Origin of the sequence: uncultured Parasphingorhabdus sp. (genome assembly GCF_963975555.1) — a bacterium.
GTDB lineage: Bacteria > Pseudomonadota > Alphaproteobacteria > Sphingomonadales > Sphingomonadaceae > Parasphingorhabdus.
Window position 1 is genome coordinate 25,854 of sequence record NZ_CAXBHH010000009.1, and the last position, 18,343, is coordinate 44,196.

Annotated in this window: 20 protein-coding genes; 15 read left to right on the forward strand and 5 right to left on the reverse strand. The window is 50.9% G+C overall.

Features of this window, described 5'->3' with window-relative positions:
• Positions 1–9: 9 nt before the first annotated feature.
• Genes AAC060_RS14530 through flgB form a run of 4 tightly spaced genes read right to left on the reverse strand, consistent with a single transcriptional unit; the run spans position 10 to position 2,302 of the window.
• On the reverse strand, positions 10–840 hold the full coding sequence (locus AAC060_RS14530; protein ID WP_339827481.1) for a flagellar hook-basal body complex protein: 831 nt from the start codon (positions 838–840) through the stop codon (positions 10–12).
• Between the two features lie 42 nt (positions 841–882).
• Positions 883–1,551, reverse strand: coding sequence for a flagellar hook capping FlgD N-terminal domain-containing protein (locus AAC060_RS14535; RefSeq protein ID WP_339827482.1), 669 nt, complete (start codon positions 1,549–1,551; stop codon positions 883–885).
• The gene (gene flgC, locus AAC060_RS14540) at positions 1,551–1,937 is read right to left on the reverse strand and encodes a flagellar basal body rod protein FlgC (RefSeq protein WP_339827712.1); all 387 of its coding nucleotides are present in this window, start codon (positions 1,935–1,937) and stop codon (positions 1,551–1,553) included. The genes AAC060_RS14535 and flgC overlap by 1 nt, the downstream gene beginning before the upstream one ends.
• Before the next feature lie 11 nt (positions 1,938–1,948).
• Entirely contained in the window at positions 1,949–2,302 is a 354-nt protein-coding gene (flgB, locus tag AAC060_RS14545) for a flagellar basal body rod protein FlgB (RefSeq protein WP_339827484.1), read from the reverse strand.
• 257 nt (positions 2,303–2,559) lie between these two features.
• Here flgB and AAC060_RS14550 point away from each other — a divergent pair, with 257 nt between their 5' ends.
• The 7 genes from AAC060_RS14550 to AAC060_RS14580 all read left to right on the forward strand — a co-directional run bounded on the left by AAC060_RS14550 (position 2,560) and on the right by AAC060_RS14580 (position 8,811).
• Positions 2,560–3,243, forward strand: coding sequence for a MotA/TolQ/ExbB proton channel family protein (locus AAC060_RS14550; RefSeq protein WP_339827485.1), 684 nt, complete (start codon positions 2,560–2,562; stop codon positions 3,241–3,243).
• Positions 3,244–3,246: 3 nt separating this feature from the next.
• Positions 3,247–3,723 (forward strand): hypothetical protein, encoded by a 477-nt coding sequence (locus AAC060_RS14555; protein ID WP_339827487.1) that lies wholly within the window; start codon positions 3,247–3,249, stop codon positions 3,721–3,723.
• 80 nt (positions 3,724–3,803) lie between these two features.
• Complete coding sequence (locus tag AAC060_RS14560) at positions 3,804–4,301, forward strand: flagella basal body P-ring formation protein FlgA (RefSeq protein WP_339827490.1); 498 nt, start codon at positions 3,804–3,806, stop codon at positions 4,299–4,301.
• Between the two features lie 131 nt (positions 4,302–4,432).
• Positions 4,433–4,723 (forward strand): flagellar biosynthesis anti-sigma factor FlgM, encoded by a 291-nt coding sequence (gene flgM, locus AAC060_RS14565; RefSeq protein WP_339827492.1) that lies wholly within the window; start codon positions 4,433–4,435, stop codon positions 4,721–4,723.
• 405 nt (positions 4,724–5,128) lie between these two features.
• On the forward strand, positions 5,129–5,956 hold the full coding sequence (locus tag AAC060_RS14570; RefSeq protein WP_339827495.1) for a transglycosylase SLT domain-containing protein: 828 nt from the start codon (positions 5,129–5,131) through the stop codon (positions 5,954–5,956).
• Between the two features lie 6 nt (positions 5,957–5,962).
• Positions 5,963–8,071, forward strand: coding sequence for a flagellar biosynthesis protein FlhA (flhA, locus tag AAC060_RS14575; RefSeq protein WP_339827715.1), 2,109 nt, complete (start codon positions 5,963–5,965; stop codon positions 8,069–8,071).
• A gap of 20 nt (positions 8,072–8,091) precedes the next feature.
• Complete coding sequence (locus tag AAC060_RS14580; RefSeq protein ID WP_339827497.1) at positions 8,092–8,811, forward strand: sigma-70 family RNA polymerase sigma factor; 720 nt, start codon at positions 8,092–8,094, stop codon at positions 8,809–8,811.
• A 101-nt stretch (positions 8,812–8,912) separates the two neighbouring features.
• On the opposite strand, the gene AAC060_RS14585 is transcribed toward AAC060_RS14580, so the two are convergent.
• Complete coding sequence (locus AAC060_RS14585; RefSeq protein WP_339827500.1) at positions 8,913–9,728, reverse strand: flagellin; 816 nt, start codon at positions 9,726–9,728, stop codon at positions 8,913–8,915.
• 477 nt (positions 9,729–10,205) lie between these two features.
• Between AAC060_RS14585 and AAC060_RS14590 the strand changes: the two genes are divergently transcribed.
• Genes AAC060_RS14590 through AAC060_RS14625 form a run of 8 tightly spaced genes read left to right on the forward strand, consistent with a single transcriptional unit; the run spans position 10,206 to position 18,269 of the window.
• Positions 10,206–11,309, forward strand: coding sequence for a sigma-54 dependent transcriptional regulator (locus AAC060_RS14590; protein ID WP_339827502.1), 1,104 nt, complete (start codon positions 10,206–10,208; stop codon positions 11,307–11,309).
• Positions 11,310–11,327: 18 nt separating this feature from the next.
• Positions 11,328–11,672 carry a flagellar hook-basal body complex protein FliE gene (gene fliE, locus AAC060_RS14595; protein WP_339827505.1) on the forward strand — a complete coding sequence of 115 codons (345 nt, stop codon included), beginning with the start codon at positions 11,328–11,330 and terminating at the stop codon, positions 11,670–11,672.
• Positions 11,673–11,675: 3 nt separating this feature from the next.
• Positions 11,676–13,424 (forward strand): flagellar basal-body MS-ring/collar protein FliF, encoded by a 1,749-nt coding sequence (gene fliF, locus AAC060_RS14600; RefSeq protein ID WP_339827507.1) that lies wholly within the window; start codon positions 11,676–11,678, stop codon positions 13,422–13,424.
• Entirely contained in the window at positions 13,417–14,469 is a 1,053-nt protein-coding gene (locus AAC060_RS14605; protein WP_339827510.1) for a FliG C-terminal domain-containing protein, read from the forward strand. Before fliF ends, AAC060_RS14605 begins: the two co-directional genes overlap by 8 nt.
• Complete coding sequence (locus tag AAC060_RS14610) at positions 14,462–15,145, forward strand: hypothetical protein (protein WP_339827512.1); 684 nt, start codon at positions 14,462–14,464, stop codon at positions 15,143–15,145. The genes AAC060_RS14605 and AAC060_RS14610 overlap by 8 nt, the downstream gene beginning before the upstream one ends.
• Positions 15,138–16,496, forward strand: a complete 1,359-nt coding sequence (locus AAC060_RS14615; protein ID WP_339827514.1) for a FliI/YscN family ATPase — start codon at positions 15,138–15,140, stop codon at positions 16,494–16,496. Before AAC060_RS14610 ends, AAC060_RS14615 begins: the two co-directional genes overlap by 8 nt.
• On the forward strand, positions 16,493–16,939 hold the full coding sequence (locus AAC060_RS14620) for a hypothetical protein (protein ID WP_339827516.1): 447 nt from the start codon (positions 16,493–16,495) through the stop codon (positions 16,937–16,939). The genes AAC060_RS14615 and AAC060_RS14620 overlap by 4 nt, the downstream gene beginning before the upstream one ends.
• Positions 16,929–18,269, forward strand: coding sequence for a flagellar hook-length control protein FliK (locus AAC060_RS14625; RefSeq protein WP_339827518.1), 1,341 nt, complete (start codon positions 16,929–16,931; stop codon positions 18,267–18,269). Before AAC060_RS14620 ends, AAC060_RS14625 begins: the two co-directional genes overlap by 11 nt.
• Positions 18,270–18,343 lie beyond the last annotated feature (74 nt).

The following is an 18,343-nucleotide window of genomic DNA, read 5'->3' on the forward strand; positions in this document are numbered from 1 at the left end:
AATCAGAATCTAGATCTGAAGGTTCATAATCGTCTGGGTAAGCGTACTCGATGTTTCAATCGCCTGAGCGTTGGCTTGGAAATTGCGCTGGGCTGAAATTAGCGAGACCAATTCCTCTGTGATATCGACGTTTGCTAACTCCAGATAGCCGGATTTGATTTGTCCGAGTGCGCCGCTCCCAGCCTGATTAAGTCGCGCCAAACCGGATTCGCCAGTCGATTGCCAATGTGAATCGCCCATCGGACGAAGACCTTCGACAGAGGAAAAACTTGCCATTGCGATGGCACCGAGTTTCGTCTGGTTACCGTTCGAAAATGTCGCTGAGACAACCCCTTCTGTGTTGATTGAAATGTTGGTAAGTAGAGCTGCCGGATCAAGGGGATCGAACTCCGGCACGACAAAGTCAACCATGTCGGCGGCGTTGGTAGACGTAATCACGCCATTTGCATCAACCGGCAACAACTGGGCTTTTGAGCCAATTGTGTCGACCACTTCGTAATCATCATTTACGGAAAACGCGCCGTTGCGGGAATAGCTCAATGCATCACTTGGTGGTTGGCTCTTGACTGCAAAAAATCCATCGCCAGCGATCGCGAGATCTAGGGTTTTGTCGGTCGGCTGCATTGTGCCCTGTGTAAATTGTTGTGTTATGCCGCTGAGGCTGACGCCTTGGCCCGCAATCGAGCTAGTCGCTTGGGTTGGAGAGGCCGTGAAAAGATCACCAAATAAGGCGCGGCTTTTTTTGAAGCCAGTTGAGTTCGTGTTTGCAACATTGTTTGAAATTACATTCAAGTCAGTCTGGGCCGCTTTCAGGCCGCTTAGTGAAGTATAAAACGACATATTATTTTCTCCTGTGTTGGATAAGATGCTGGCGGGTCAAAATCATGCAATTTTGCGGGCCTCCGCAGGGTAAACGTTGCCAATGGGCGTAACGAGAAGTGGAGGCCCATTGTTATCAGATGTTTTTACCGAGGCTACCGGTACCCATGTCGCCAGGTTGGAAACCGATCCGCCGTTGACGCGAACCCGCAAGGGGCCTTGATCAAGTGGTTGTCCTTGTTCGTCTTTGCTGTCGAAACTGAATTCCACTGGACCGGCTGCTTGCTGGCCGAGCTCGACAAACATTACGATTTCGCCGGCTTCGTTAAGTAGATCGATCGAAAGATTGTCAGTTGCCGTGGTGAGGTCGAACTCGCCGGAATATTGACCATTTTTGTCCGCCACCGAAATAGTTCCGGGCACCAGTACTGAATGGCCAATCCATTCTTTTGCTTCCGAGAGTTGATTATTTCCCAGGATGGAAGCAATCTCCGTCAAAGACTGCTTCATTTCGGAGATGCCAGCAACGCTGGAAAACTGGGCCAGCTGCGCAACCATTGCTTGGTTGTCCATAGGATCAAATGGGTCCTGAAACTTCAGTTGGGTCGTCATCAAACGAAGGAAGGAATCCTGATCGAGTGTATTATCACCCGTGGCATTGTCCGGCTGTGCCTGTGTCAGACCAGCAAGGTTTGTCCTCGTTGTCTGAAATGAGTCTGATATACTGGTCATTATTGATTTCTCACTGTTTCTAGGATTAAGGTTTTGGCAGTTTGCAAAACTTGCACGTTATTTTGGTAATTCCTGGCGGTTTCGAGCATGTCGATTAGCTCAGCTGTTTCATCAACAGCGGCCTCCCAGACGTAGCCTTCTTCATCCGCAATTGGATTTGTTGGATCATGGCGTTTCTGTGGTGCAGCATCCGTTTTGACGACGCGGTCTACGTCGACCGTCGCGAGATTGTCTTCAACCACCGATCGGAACACCGGCCGCATGGCACGGAAGGCTTCGTCTTCGCTGGCATAATCCGTCCGGGCATTGGCCAGATTGGACGCGGTAGTGTTTAACCGGACCATCTGGGCCGACATTGCTCTGCTAGCGACATCAAATACACTCATACTACCCATGATCATTCTCCTTTCAAGGCGCGCCGGATCGCAGAGACTTGTGCCTGCATGAAGGACAGGGTCGTGCGATACTGAATGGCATTTTCGGCGAAGAGGGTTTGCTCGACTGACAGTTCCACCGTGTTGCCATCCAAAGATGGTTGCAGGGGTACCCGGTACCCAGTGTGGTCGGTCATTGCCTGATCGAGCGATCCACCATCTTGTGCTTGCTTCATGGCAAGGTCAAAATCGAGGTCCTTCGCTTTATATCCTGGGGTCGAAGCATTTGCGATATTTGACGCAAGCATATTAAGGCGTTGAGAGCGAAGCTGTAACGCGCCGCCGTTCAAAGCAAATATCTTATCCAAATTTGGCATTGGCTCTGATCCCGTATTAACTATCCGGCTCGAAGACCGTTCTTGTTCTTGAGATACGCCGCTATTGGAGCACTCGAACATGACCTTGCAAAGGGTGTGCCAGTTTATCGGGATGGTAATGCACGTGACGATTTTTCGGGGCTTGCGACCGTTGTTTATGGCTATTTCAACTATGGCTTTGCCAACGTGGCAAAATCCTGCCGCTGATCGGCAAGTTTTTGCCGCCCAAATCAGGACTGGGATCGATGGACATTCTAATGACGAACATCTGGCGGTTTTTCGATCCTATGTTATTCGGCGTGGTTCTGAGCTGTGTTTTAATTATGGCGTGGGTTCAAAGTGGCCGCCAATCTATTGTCCGGGCATTCTCGGCACTCGGTAGCAGCGGTCGAAATCCGTTTGAGAAAAGCGGCGAAAACGCCACATATATGTGTCGAAGGATTGATTTTACTCTGCGTGAACGGGGGCTATCCGGGTTGGAAACCGTGCGTAGCCAAGATGCATTTGTTATTCGCGTTCTCGGTTATCTGGCCGACGCAAAGGATTCAAAGAGTTTCGAGGAATGGGCGCGCCTCGAAGAGCATTTCGCTGAAAACAAACAAAACATGTCTGCTAGCTATTGGCTTTCAGCGGCGGAGATTGCCCCTGCAATCGGTCTCATCGGAACGATTACTGGCCTCATCCAGCTTTTCGCTACCGGGATTGATCCGCTGAAAATGGGGCCGGCCATGAGTTTCACGTTGCTTACCAGCCTATATGGCCTCTTTATTTCCCACATAATAGCCTTTCCAATCTATACACGTCTGCATTCCAGAGCTGAGGTGCTGAACGCATATAGATCAAAGGTAGTTCAGCATACGATCGATATAGCAATCCAGGAACTGGACGTTGTTAGTCCGGTTCATTTCGTGCCAGCCAATCCAACCATGAAAAATGCGTGACCGATGAACGCCGGGCGCACCACTCTGTCGTTTCTGGATCTCGCTCTTATGCTGCTCAGCGCATTTGCCTATACGCATTTTGTAAATATTGCTGATGCCGAGACCCGCAGAAGTCTGGATGAAGCAAATGTACAGTCGGCTGTGACGATGGGCTCCTATAACTATACAATGTCGGAATTTTTTGGTGACAACAACGCGATGCTTACCGACTTTGCCAAAGTTAAAATAGCCGAGATATTGACGGTTCAGCAAAAGCAATTGCTGATCATTGATGTTGCTGCGGAAGCAGAAGAGCAAAAAGGATCGCGCCTGCGGCAATGGGAGGAAGTGTCCGCGCGTACTGCTGCTATCGCAGATGCATTTGAAACGGCTGGTCAGAATGGTAAGATGATAGTGCTAAAAGTGCCCGATAAACTGGTTTCCAAACCTCGTGAAAAGCAAACGGTGAGGCTGACTTTTCTCTCGCCACAGGCAAACTGATTACTGCCGCACAAGAATTTTTGATAAAACTGGCATGATATCTGCTTGGTTCTTTCGATTAGAGAACAGGATCAAATTTCATGTCCCACTATCATTTCGTACTGCCAATAGTTTCTATCTTGTCGATGGGTGCCGGCTCGCCCTTTGAAGATACTGCATCGCTTGACCGACAGGTTGCATCATATTTGGGGGCCAATGTGGGAGATGTTGGGGGTGCTCATGCGAACATAGACTCCAAGCTTAAACTTAAACGCTGTGCAAAAGCCGTCGAGATATCCGAGACGAACAGGAATGCGTTGCAGGTAAGTTGCCAGGATCTTGGGTGGAGGATATTTGTTCCCATTCACCTTGGCAAAAATTGGGGCAGTCAGGAAGACAACGTTCCTGATGAGCCGTTGGTGCAAAGAAATCAGCCTGTCACTCTTGTAATCCGGCGTTCGAACTTTAGCATAAGCTATAGTGTTATCGCGCAACAGAGTGGGGTGATGGGAGAGTATATTCCGGTCCGCTCCGACCGGAAAGCCAAGGAATTAATGGCTAGAATATCTGGTCCAGGTGAAGTTGAAATGACTAATTGAAAAACTTTTTCGGAAGAACTTAATTTTTCCCCAACAGGCCGTAAATGGTTATGAAAGAAGTTATAAGCACCGCCCGACACGATACGGCAAAGCATAAATTTGCTAGTGTGGCGCACTAAGGATGGAATGATATGAAACCTGTTGATAGCTATTCGGCGATTAATACGCGTTTGGATCGGCCAGCGACGAATGACGGTGCTGCAAAAGCCGGCAATAGAGTCGCCGCGACTGGAAACGCCAAGGCCTCCAGCATTATTTCGACGACAGCATCTCAGCTGGCAACCGAAAAGCCACCATTTGATGCGCAGAAGGTTGCAGATATAAAGCAGCAAATTGCTTCCGGCACTTATAAGGTTGATACGGATGCGCTGGCAGAAAAAATGCTTGATTCCGGCGTATTCGGCGTAGATTCAAGAAAATGAAACAGGTGGTTGAATCTCTTCGAAATTCGCAAAATACTCTGGTCTCCGCACTGGACGGACATGACAGCGATGCGATTTTTCAAGCGAGCAAAGACCTCAGCAATGATGTCGCGAGACTGAGCACTTTGAAATCGGGTGACTTGGACTATTCTTTGCGACCGATCCTGTCAGAAGTCGACGAACTGATGCAGGCATCAATCTACCGACTTCGTTTTTTGCGAGACCATAGCTCATCCCGATTGCAACTTTTGTCCGGATGGCGTGTAAATCAAGCCGATACATATTCTAATGCCGCGCGTGACCGCTAAAAAGCGGAAAGCGTGACATAAACTCGGCAGAAGTCTTAAAGTCAAAATATTGGCATGATCATTGCTTATCTCTCTAGCAGGAGGATTCAAGCAAAACATGTCAAACCTATCCATCACTCAAAACTATGAACGGCGCAGTTTGCCGAACGTGATTGCGCAATCTGCGCAGCGCAATGGTGTTGATTTCAAATATCTGATGGCTCAGGCGCAACTCGAAAGCGGGATGCGACCGAATGCCAAGGCGAATACGTCTTCCGCAACCGGTCTTTATCAGTTTGTCGAACAAACATGGCTTGGCCTGGTTAAGGAAAAGGGCGGTGATTACGGCCTTGGCTGGGCACAAGATGCGATCTCCCAGAACCGGAATGGCAAATTTACTATTACCGACGAAGACCAGAAATCAAGCATTCTTGCGTTGAGAACCGACCCGACCCTTTCGGCTAATCTGGCTGGAGAATTTGCCCGGGACAATAGCGAATATCTGGAAAACCGCATCGGTCGCGAGCCGGAATCCGTCGATCTTTATCTGGCACATTTCCTAGGGCCAGCTGGCGCCGGAAAATTTCTGAATGCATTTGATGCCAATCCCAATGCACCCGCAGCGCCATCTTTTGCAAATGCCGCCCAATCTAATCGGTCGATATTCTATGATAAATCCGGCGGTGCACGAAGCTTCAAGGAAATCCGGAACCTGTTCGCGAGAAAGCTGGACGATGCTTCCATGCTGGCAGAAGGCGGCAATAGTTTTCCGGTTGCTGGAAAAAACTTGCCGCAATCTCAAGATACGCTGCCGATGGTTCAACCAGCGGATTATCTTCGGATCGCTAAAAACCACATCAATGATCAGAGCTCCACAAATAAGTCCAAGCCGTTCGATGAAACGGCTCAGGTTGCCTATCTGACGCTCGCCACTCTTGGAATGTAAATGAACATGATACAGAATATTTTCGCGCTCGACAAAATTGCCGGCCATCTGAAATCGGGACTGTTGCCGATGGCTACGCTTTTGCTGGTCATCTTCTTCTTACTGCCGCTCCCAACGATAATGTTGGATATCGGCTTCATCGCCAATATCATGATCTCGCTCGCCATCCTGATGGTCGCGCTCAACGCGCGCAAGCCGCTTGATTTTTCCAGCTTTCCAACCGTTCTCCTCTTCGCCACGCTCTTGCGATTGGGGTTGAATGTCGCATCAACCCGAGTGGTGTTGGTAGAGGGCCATGCGGGCGGTGATTCTGCCGGACAAATTATCGAAGCCTTTGGCGGTTTGCTTCTGGGCGGCAATTATGTGGTCGGTATATTCGTGTTCTCTATCGTGATGATTATCAATCTGATCGTCATCACCAAAGGTGCAGGAAGAGTTTCGGAAGTGTCCGCTCGGTTTACTCTCGATGCCCTTCCTGGCAAGCAGATGGCGATCGACGCAGATCTGAACGCCGGCCTTATCGCACCGGAAGAAGCAAAAACACGGAGATCTGAAGTTGCCACCGAGGCGGATTTTTACGGATCAATGGATGGTGCCTCGAAATTCGTAAAAGGCGACGCCGTCGCCGGGATATTGATCCTGGCTGTAAACATTATCGGTGGTATTGTTCTGGGTCTGACGACCCACGGCCTGTCCTTTGGTGAAGCCGCTAGCACATATTCGATGCTCGCAATCGGTGACGCATTGGTAGCGCAGGTACCGGCTTTGATCCTGTCTATTGCTGCAGCAGCAATCGTGACGAGAGTTTCATCGACCCAGAATCTAGCCGATCAGATCACGGGCCAATTCGGATCGGGAGCGGCTTGGGTCCCGGTCGCCGTTATCCTCACGATTCTCGGTGTGTTACCGGGCATGCCGCATGTTGTCGTTCTATCCGCAGCCGCTGTCGCTGGCGGAATTGCCTTTTATCTCATCCGCAAGCCGAAGCCGGTGGAAGTGATCGCCAAACCGCTCGAAGAGAAGCATCCGGAGCAGATAGATTGGGAAGATGTTTCCGAAAAGGCACGTCTTGGCATCGAAATTGGATATGGGCTTGTTCCTTTGGTTGAAGACCGCAAGGGCGCGCCGTTAATGAAACGGATCACCGGTATCCGTCGTCAAATATCCAAAGAACTGGGTTTTGTCATACCTCTTGTCCGGATCAAAGACGATTTGTCGCTGGAACCGAACGGCTATCGCATCATGATGGGGGGAATGGTTCTGGGCGAGGATACCGTCTGGCCAAACGATTTTATCGCGCTCGATGACGGTCATGTAGATTCAGTAATCGAAGGCCGGCCATGCAAGGATCCAACATTTGGAATGGATGCGCTTTGGATAGGCGCCGATAAAAAATCTGAAGCTATCGCCGAGGGGTACACTGTAGTGGATGCGCCGACAGTAATAGCAACCCATCTCAATGACGTCGTGCGGCGTAATGCCGCGCAGCTGTTCGGCATGGATGAAGCGCAGAAATTGCTCGACTTCCTCAAGGAATCCTCACCGCAACTCGTCGACAGCCTCACTCCGCAACCTTTGTCGCTATATACTATTACGGCAATTTGCCGTGACCTTCTCGGCGACAAAGTACCGGTCAAAGACTTTCAGCAAATTTGCCTGGCAATGTTGGAGGCAGCGAACCTGCATACTGAAATTCCCCAAATGGTCGATGCTATTCGGCAGAAAATTGGCAATCTGATCGTACAAACTATGGTGCCTATCAGCCTGCCTCTTCCGGTCGTCACACTGGACGCGGATCTGGAAAGTTTGCTGGTTAAGGCTTTGAAAGTCGGCGAAGAGGCGAGCTATCCGATAGAACCGCAACTGGCGCAGATGATAATTGAAGCGATGGATGAAGCTGCCCGTAGCTTGCCGTTGGAAGCCCGTAACGTGGCTCTCATCACATCGCCCGTTGTGCGACGGCCACTCGGCGCGTTGCTTAAACAGCGGTTCCCGGACCTAACCGTACTTTCCTATCAAGAATTGCCCGATGATAAGTCGATAGAAGTGCTGAGCAAGATCGGGGTCCCGCAATCCAGCCAAACAATGGCTGTCACGGATGCAAATGAAAATTAACTACCAATCGAAAGTAGGATATGTTGAAAACAAAGAACCGCGCATCCCAAACTTACGGCGCGATGAAAATAGACGAAAATCGGCTGATTGAAGAGAACCAGTCGCTGGTCACAAAGATCGCCTGGCAGGTAAAATCATTTGCACCCGACCAGATGGAAATCGAAGACCTGATTCAGGTCGGACTGGTGGCAATGGTGGAGGCTGCAAAGAAATATGTCGATCAAGGGCATAGTTTTAGTACCTATCTTTACGTGCGTGTCCGCGGTGCAATGATTGATGATTTGAGATCGACGTGCAATTTGCGCCGAACGACGGTTGATTGGCACAAGAAAGTGCGCAGGTGTCGGGACAAGCTGGTGAAGGAACTTGGTCGGGAGCCCGACGAGTCCGAACTGGCGGTGGGGCTGGATATGGACCCTTCCGAATTCCGCAAGCACACAGATCGTGCGATTGATGTTCATCTCGGTTCACTCGATGAGGTCTATTGCGATTCCAGTAGCTGGTTTACCGATCAGGAGGATGATCAGCACGAAAAATTGGAAAAGTCGCAGATGGCGGAGTTGCTTGCTGCAAATTTGAAGCAGCTAAACGAGCGTGAACAACTCATACTCAATTGCTATTTTGTGGAGGAGATGCAGCTTGATGAGATTGGGGAGATCCTAGATGTATCTTCAGTGCGCATATGCCAAATTAAAAAACGGGCATTGGAGAAACTTCAAGCTGCCATGACCATAAACTAGTTTTTCTGCAGCATTTAATAACAAGTCGTTGTCGTTTCTGACCAACAAAAAAGCCTCCTCCCGACCGGGAAGAGGCTTTTTCTAGTGTGTAGCGTTCGATATTACCGGAGCAGGCTGAGAACACCCTGCTGAGTCTGGTTAGCCTGTGCCAACATCGCAGTCGAAGCCTGACTCAAGATCTGGTTTTTGGCCAGCTCGGTTGTTTCAGCAGAGAAGTCGACGTCCTGGATACGCGAACGCGATTCCGTGAGGTTCGTAACCCGGTCAGTCAGACTAGAAACCGTGGTTTGCAGGCGGTTTTGGTCAGCACCCAACGAAGCCTGTGCAGTTGTGACACTATCCATGGCGGTGGTTAGAGCACCCAACGCAGCGCTGGCACCAGCCGCGGTGGAGATGTCTAGCGCATCAACGCCCAGCGTGGCTGCACTGACGTCGGTCAATGTAATGGCAACCGTTTGACCGGAGTCCTTACCGGTTTGAATGTTGACTGTCGCGTTCGTGCCATCAAGCAATGCCACGCCGTTGAAAGTCGTCCGAGTTGCAACATCGCCGATCTGAGAAATCAATGCGGCGACTTCGACCTGAAGGTTGGTACGGTCATCATCTGAGAGCGTGCCGTTGGCTGACTGGACAGACAGTTCACGCATACGCTGCAGCATGGAAGTAATTTCGTTCATGCCGCCTTCAGCGGTCTGAGCCAGTGAAATTCCGTCGTTGGCGTTACGGGTAGCCATATTCAATCCGCGAATTTCCGACGTCATACGTGTGGCGATTGCGTTACCAGCGGCGTCATCTGCTGCAGAGTTTATGCGGCTGCCGGTTGAAAGGCGTTCGATAGATTTTGCGAGACCCATTTCAGCTTGGTTAGAAGCATAGTTGGTGCGCATTGCGGTTACGTTAGTGCCGATTATAGTCATGGTGTTATCCTTTTCACAGTTCAAATAATAGTATCGTCTAACGGGTCACCTCGACAGATGAAGCGGCCTCGAAGAAGTTAACGGCCACCCTCAAATCGAATTAAGCAAAAAGGTGTCGGGTTTCCGACAAGCTCCTGCAAAAGTGACTATTTTCCGACAGGGATGACGGATTTCCGACAGTTATATCGATAGAGATCGGCAGATTCTTGCCGTTTAAGAAACTGGCACGGCCATTGCAAAGTAGTTCTCGAGCACACGGATATTAGATCCTGCGCTCGAGAACAACGTGAGGGAATGGCCATGATCAACGATAAACTGAAGCCTAGCCTGGTCTCTAGGTTTCCAGAACTTGTCGATTTGCTAGCGAGTGTTGAAACAGTTCACTCGGCCTCTCTACATTTATCTTCCGCTGCGCAATCAACCCACACTACTCGCGAAGTATCCAAAGATGAATGCAAGGGAGCAAAAGATCCCGTCGTGGTTTACCGCGATGGACCATTCCATTTCGTTCCGGCTACCCTCAGCCAACCACTGCGTATCGAATTCGGCAAAGCGGACAGAGAATTTGGTCTGTCTTGCATTGTTGAATCGATGCGCGGTGGCAAAGGGCCAGCTTATGCGGACCCCAATTCAATAGCCCTATATAAATATGCTGCTCGCGTGGCACGCAGCGATGCTAACGTGATGATCACCGGCGAGACCGGTACCGGTAAAGAAGGCATGGCCAATTTCATTCATGAAAACAGCGAGCGGGCAAACAAGCCGTTTGTCACCGTAAACTGCGCCGCGATCACAGAATCAATGATCGAGTCCATCTTGTTTGGACATAAAAAGGGTGCCTTCACCGGCGCCTATAACAGTGCGGTCGGCTTGTTCAAGGAAGCTGACGGGGGTACGATATTCCTCGACGAAATTACCGAGATGCCACTGGAGAGTCAGTCCAAATTGCTTCGTGTGCTCCAGGAAGGCGAGATTCTTCCCGTCGGTGCCTCCCGCCACGAAAAAGTCGATGTTCGCGTGATTTGTGCGGCGAACCGTGACTTTGCTGAAGAAGTCGGCGCAGGGCGGTTCCGGGAAGATTTATATTGGCGCTTGAACGTCATGCCTGTCGATCTTCTCCCTCTTGCTGACCGGCCCGCCGACATTGTTGCCATTGCTGCATTCATGATGATCGCTTTTCAAAAGCGGAGCGCGCGGTTCATTCCACTTTCCCGTTGCTGTGTCGAGCGACTGAAGGAACATAAATGGCCGGGCAATGTGCGCGAGCTATCCAATGTTCTGCAACGTGCGCTGGTGATGTGTGACGGTGATCGAATTAGTGCCGATGATCTGGTCTTTTCAGCCGCCCGGTTAACAACAAAACCGAAGCAGGACGACGTTTCAGCCAATCATTCCTCGCGATTCCTTCGCGGGCGTGATTTGAACTCGATTTCCAAGAATGTCGAATATGAAGCAATCAATCAAACATTGGAAAAAACCAACGGAAATCGCCGTGACGCCGCAAAAGAGCTTGGCATCTCGGAGCGTACTTTGCGTTACCGGATGGCCGATATGCGGGCTTGCAGCATGGAAAGGATCTAGAAAATGTCTTCAGTTAATATGAATATCCTGATGGCCGCACGTAACGCCATCCTCAACCAGAACAACGCGCTACAGGATATCGCCAAGAATGTCGGCCTGGCCGCACCGGGACCAACCTCTGGCGCCAAGAAGACGAACGGTTCGGACAGTTTTTCGGACCAACTCACCAGCGCGCTTCAAGAGGTCAATAAACTTCAAATAGCCGCAGATGAGGAAACGAAGGCCTATCAGATGGGCGAAAGCAATGACGTGGCAGCGGTTATGCTTGCAAAGCATAAAGCGTCCCTGGGGTTTGAATCCACTTTGCAGGTTCGCAACAAATTATTGTCTGCCTATCAAGACATAATGAACATGCAGGTATAATCGATGGCCGAGCAATCATCAACTGGTCAGGCGCTGACACCCGGAAGCCCCAATGCACTGCAGCCGCCAACTGGTAGCTATGGAAATGCGAATGGCCTGGTGGCTTCGCTGCGGGCTTTTATTAAGCAACCCGCTGTCGCGCGGGCAATGCCGCTAATCATAATGTCTGCTGTTATGTTGGCTGCTATCACTGCGTGGCTGGTTCTTCGCGAGCCACCTCAACGAGATCTATTTCGCGGCTTGCCCGATAATGACAAGTCAGCGGTAATGCAGGCATTGGAGGTCGCTAATATAGCGTATGAAGTCGATGATGACACCGGTACGCTAACGGTTAGCAACGATGATTATCATTCGGCCAAGATTGAACTGGCGGGTCAGGGCTTGCCACGATCCGCGCCAAGCGGCGACACAGTCATGTCCAGCATGCCTATGGGCGCGAGCAGAGCAGTTGAATCGGAAAAGCTACGAAATGCACGTGAGATGGATTTGGCGCGTTCGATCGAAGCGATAGATAGCGTTGTGTCTGCTCGGGTTCATTTGGCCGTCGAACAACCCAGCATATTCTTGCGCGATAGAAATGAGCCGTCCGCCTCCGTGATATTGCATCTCGCGAGTTCAACCAGACTTGACGAGAAGGAGACGCAGGCGATTTTGAATCTGGTTGCGAGCTCCGTACCCGGGCTTTCGGCATCCAATGTGTCCGTGATCGATCAGAACGGCAGGCTATTGTCGAGTAGTAGTGACGGACTTTCCTCTGGAACCGACACGCAACTGAAGGTGAAGGCGGCAATCGAAGACCGCTATCGCCAGTCGTTGGCCAGTTTGCTGACGCCACTCGTAGGCCCTGGAAATTTCGTTGCAGAAGTCACTGCTGACGTCAATTTTGACGAAAAGCAGGCGACCAGTGAAACATATCCGCTCGATGGTTCGATATTGCGCTCTGAACAGGGTAAAAAGTCGAACGAAACTGCCGGAAATGATGCAGGCGGAATTCCAGGTGCGCTCGCCAATCGTCCACCCGCTGCTGCGGAATTTGAGGAGCAACCCGGCGGTGCCGGGGAGCAAGGTGCAAATGCAACCGAACCTCGGAAAAGCAGCGAAGAATATCGCCGGAACTTTGAACTAGCGCGTGAAGTGGCTGTGACCAATCAAGCTCCGGGGCAGGTATCACGTTTGTCTGTTGCGGTAGCAATCGACGACCGTGCTCTAAAAAATAAAAAGTCTCCCAAGGAAATTCAGGAGATCGAGAAACTCATCAAAGGCACTGTCGGCTATAGTCTTGACCGTGGTGATCTGATTGCGGTGACGGCGCGTCGATTTAATGCGGTCGCTGACGAACCAGTCACAGAAACCTGGTATGAGACATCCTGGTTCAGCATGCTGATCCGTAATCTGTCTGCACTGTTGGTTGCCCTGCTGCTTATATTCGGCATCGGTCGCCCGGTTCTGAAGCGTTGGCAAGCATCTGAAAAAGCTTTGCGTTCTGATCGAGATCAAAAAGCACTGGCCGGCAATGGCACGACGACCGACCGCTTCCATCAAGATGGTACCGAGGATGGTGGATTACTCGAAAATCAAACAGCAGGCGCTCTCGGTCCGGCGGTGACCGTAGATATGATCACTTCGGCCAAAAGCTATCAAGAACGCGCAATACTGACTCAAAATTTCGTCAAGCAGAACCCCGATCAGGCGGCTCTGGTTGTGAAGGAATTACTCAAAGAATCCGATGAACTGGAAGAAGTAGATGGCTGATACTGCAGAAAATGATGACTTGGAAACTGCCGAGAAAGGCAAGCAATTGGAGCTGATCACCGGGCGCCAAACCGCAGCTATATTGATGCTGCTATTCAACGATGAAGAAGCTGCCCAGATATTGGAACGGCTCGAGCCTCATGAAGTTGAAGCATTGGGTGAAGCAATGTTCAGCGTTGCCAATGTTGATGCCACGCAAATTGATGGTTCCCTGGATCGATTCCTTTTGCTGACCATGAACCTGACCACATTGTCCTATAAGCCAGACGAAAAAGTCAGTCGCGTATTCCGCAAAGCTTTGGGTACTTCGCGTGCAGAGACGATTATGAATCGTTTCGCGCCTAAACGACCCAGTAATATTGCTGAACTGCTAAAATGGATGCCGGCAAAGGAAATTGCTCTTCTGATAACCAATGAGCCGCCCCAGATTTCTGCGGTGCTCATGTCATTTCTAACGCCAGAGATCGCCGCAGAAACATTAGAATTGTTGCCGTCAGATATTCAGGCAGATGTGATATATCGGATGGCAACGCTCGGACCTGTCAGCGGCAAAGCGCTTGCTCACGTTCAGGCTCTTCTGGAGAACACGACACCAAATGAAGCAGATGCTGCTCCATCGATGGAGGTCGGCGGTGTGCTCGACAGTGCAACGATTATCAACAATCTCCCGAAAGAACGAGGGCGTTCGTTGCTCAAGGAATTGATGAAGCGCGACAAGATAACCGCGAAACTGATCGAGGATGAGATGTTTGTCTTCGCAGATCTGATGAACTTGAGCAAAAAGGATATTGGCTCCGTTATCCGGAAAATTGATGCCACAATTCTTGTTCCTGCACTGAGAGGGGCTTCAAAAGGCCTCCAGACCAAGATTTTTGGGGCGATGTCAAAGCGGGCGGCCGAAACCATTAAGGATGATATGGCTGATGCGCCTCCGCAACCGATCGATGCCGTAAATGCCGCACAAAAAGCCATTATTGCGGTTGCCAAAGTCATGCTCGACAACGGTGAAATAAACATGGCTGGTGCTGGAGCTGATTATGTCTAATCTCAATCCAGCAGATACATCCGGCTATGGCGAAGTAGTTCCTCTGTGGCGAACGACCGCTGAGCAAAGGAAGTTTGCTTCCTGGGCCTGTGTACGGGATGCGGAGGCAGAGAACCAGGATAATGAAAGTTTTACGCGCTTCACGGGCCGCAATTTATCTGAGGAAACGAAACCTCCGGTCGATCAGAATGCCGATATATTCGGGGTAGCTTACAAAAAGGGTTGGGAAGATGGCCAGGCCGCTTTGGCGGAGGAACATGCTTCTTCGAACCGAGATAGCGATGCACTTGCTGCAGCCATCCAGCGTTTGAACGATTTGTCTTCACCGGACAGCTTTGCGTTCATTCTATCGGCAGTGGAGTCCCTGTTCAAACGTTGCTCGGAATTGGCGGTTCCTGATCCGGCTCTGTTACAAGCTTGGGCAATGCAATTGGCTGGGCTTGTGGATCAAGACCAAAAAGGGGTCACACTTGTGCTCCATCCCGATGACGTTGGTCTCATTGATACCAATGTGTGCAAACTGGCTCTGCGCGGTGACGAAACCATGTTGCGGGGCAATCTGAAACTCAGCCATTCCGGCGGTTGGATTGAAAAAGGCTCAGCAGTAGTACTGGATGAGCTGCGAACGCTGATTGACGAATTTGGTGGCGTAACATCGGCGGCTGATCATGAATGATATTGCAGGCTTGAGCCCCGACCCAATCGGATCGCCATCAGCTGCCTGCGAAGTGCTGGCGCGGCTTGATGACATTGGAAATGAACCAAGATATGTCGGCAAATTGTCGGCGCATGATAATGGTATGCTGGAGGTTACCGGCTTTGAATATCCGATCGGCTATTCAGGTCGTGTGATCGCGACTGACGGCCGCGAGATCAGCGCCGAGGTTGTCGGCTTCAAGGGTGCCAGAACATTGATGATTCCAATGGTGCAAGATGCTCCGTTGCGCAGCGGAAGTCGTGTGTTGCCCTATGCGAAATCTAATCAGGCTGCGGTCGGTGAAGCCCTCTTTGGGCGGGTAATCGGGCCGATGGGAGAGCCGATCGACGGCAAAGGTCCCATATTGACGACCGAAACAGTCCCCTTGACCGGGCAGGAAGGCAATGTCCTTCGGCGCGCCAGTGTTTCCAAACCGATCGACATCGGTATTCGTGCGCTAAACGGTCTGCTTACCATGGGGCAGGGACAGCGCATGGCTATTATTGCGGGCTCGGGCGTCGGCAAATCCATGTTGATTAACCAGATACTGGACGGTGTCGTGGCTGACGTCGTTGTCGTCGGTTTGATAGGCGAGCGCGGCCGTGAGGTAAACGATTTTGTCAGCCGCCGTCGACAAATGGAGAATTCCGTGCCCACGGTAACGATCGCCGTTCCGGCCGATCACTCACCATCTTCGCGATTGAAAGCCGCCTATCGTGCAACGGCTATCGCGGAATATTTCCGGTCGAAAGGTCTATCGGTGGTTCTGGTGATCGACAGTCTTACGCGCGTAGCTCATGCGCAGCGTGAAATTGGTCTAGCCGCCGGTGAACCTCCAACCATGAAGGGCTATCCGCCATCTGCACTCTCGCTGATCCCGCGATTGATCGAACGGGCCGGTAACGATAGCGATACCGGTGGATCAATAACTGCGATCTACACCGTGCTGGCCGACGGCGATGATCTGGATGATCCGGTGGTTGACAGCGCTCGCGCCATTGCTGACGGCCATATCATATTATCCAGATCATTGGCAGAGCAAGGGGTTTTTCCAGCGATCGACATCGGCAAGTCGATCAGTCGCGTCGCTGTAGATATTATCGAACCAGAACATCAAGAAGCGCAACTTCATTTCAGGCGTCTTTGGTCTATCTACGAAGAAAACCGGGATCTTGTCCTGATGGGCGCTTATCAAGCGGGCAATGACCCCAACATAGATGAGGCCCTGGGAAGCTGGCTAACGCTGATCGACTATATCAAGCAGAAACCGCGTGAACTTGTGGACTTCCAGACAAGCGTGACCCAGCTTTCGGGCCTGTTTGCATCATGAAACAGCGTGTCAGGGGGGTGCGACGAGTTTTAAAGGTTCGCGATACGCAGAAGCGCTTGAAGGAACTGGCCCTGCTGCAAGCGGGCAGTCATTGCGCCTCAATGGAAGATAGCGCGAAGAGAATAAAACGTCTTCACGCAGAAACCCATCGGAGCGAGACCGCGGTAACAGCTGGATCTCTTGCGGCTATGATGGAACTGTCTGACCGTTTGCTGGAGGCTTCGGATGTTGTCGAGGTGTCGGTCCAAAACGCGATGCAAAATCTTGCCGCGGCAGAGCGGCAAAATCTTGCCGCTCAGGTTATTCACGATGGCACAGAGCGATTGTTGAAATCGAAGGTTTCCATGCTCCGCAAAATGGATGCTCGACAAGCAGATTATTCCGGTAACATGCTCTATAATATAGTAAATTATCAAAATAAGGAACGCTCTGATGATTGGTAACCTCATGTCCGAAGCCGCTCACTCCATAATTGGCATGTTTTCTGCAAGGTCTGCAGGTATGGAAAGCAAAGCTTCAAATTCTGATTTCGGATCACTTCTACTGTCATCCGAGAAACAGCCTCAGTTCGGTGGAGCCGAGGTGGAAATCGACATTTCCGAAATTGAAGTCGAGACTCTCGACATCTCCGATACCGAGAGTCTCGACGTCGGAGATCAAGATGCAGTTCCTGTCCAACAGTGGGAAACGACCAGTGTTCTGCCACTTATCAATCAAAGCCTTGGTGGCACGATATTTCATCAGGAGCGCTCGTTCGCCGACAACGGACAAGATGAAACCGTTAGCGATCCCGTCGTTTCCGATTCTGCGAAAGAGAAATTGTCGCTCACATTTAACAGAGATGCATTGCAGAATATCCGATCAACTCCCTTTGCTGCTGATGGCGAGGCCCGCCAGGCTAAAGCGAGACTAGCGTTAGATGCACTAACACCGCAGGCCAAACCCCTCCCGGGCGGTAGCCTGCCGATCGATATCGCACCAAAATCAGGAGACGCAGATCTCGTCGATGGTCAACCGTTCAGCGATCCGGCAAATCAGCTGGAGCTAAACAAGCAAACGGCAGCATCAGCTCATCTCGGTGTGAAGGCCGGAGAACAAAAAGACGCGCGGGCAGAGCCGGGCAAGTTTAGTTTCCCGGCATTGGCGAACGATACTTCGCCAGTTGCTACCACCAGTTTGCAGAAAACGACTATTGCCGACACCGACTTTTTGGAACTGGCCAAGTTGGATGTGCAGCCAGCAGTGAAGAGATTCGAACAATCGATGGAGCAACTACCGCTCGCCAATTCTTCCGCTCAACTGGCGGTTCGTGAAAACATTCAGAAGTCCACTTCATTCGATATGTCCTCGCCGCAGGTTGCCGAAAGACTGGGCGCTGAAATCGCAGAAATCTCGGTTAACGGTGGAACCAAGAAGTTTGAAATAAATCCGCGTAATCTCGGCCGGATGGAAATTATTCTCACCACCCGCGGATCGACGGAGATCATTGAAATCCAAACCGAACATCAAGCGGCCAAACATATTATTGCTCAGCATAGTCAGGCGCTTCAGGATATATTGAAATCCCAGGGGCGCGACGATCTGACACTGCGCGTCGAGGTGAAGGACATTATGTTCTCGTCATCGAACCCGGAAGGTGGAAATCTCTCGCGACAGGAGAACGGTGATAGCCGTGAACAGCAAGCGAGACCCTCGCAGAATCGCCAAATTGCACAGTCGCTCGATGGCGCTCTCGAAAATGATTCCGCGTCCGACCGTAACCGATACGCGTAAAATTCATTCCCGGATTCAGAAATCTAATTAACCTAGAGGTCAAAATGTCAAAGACGAAATCAGACGACGAAAAT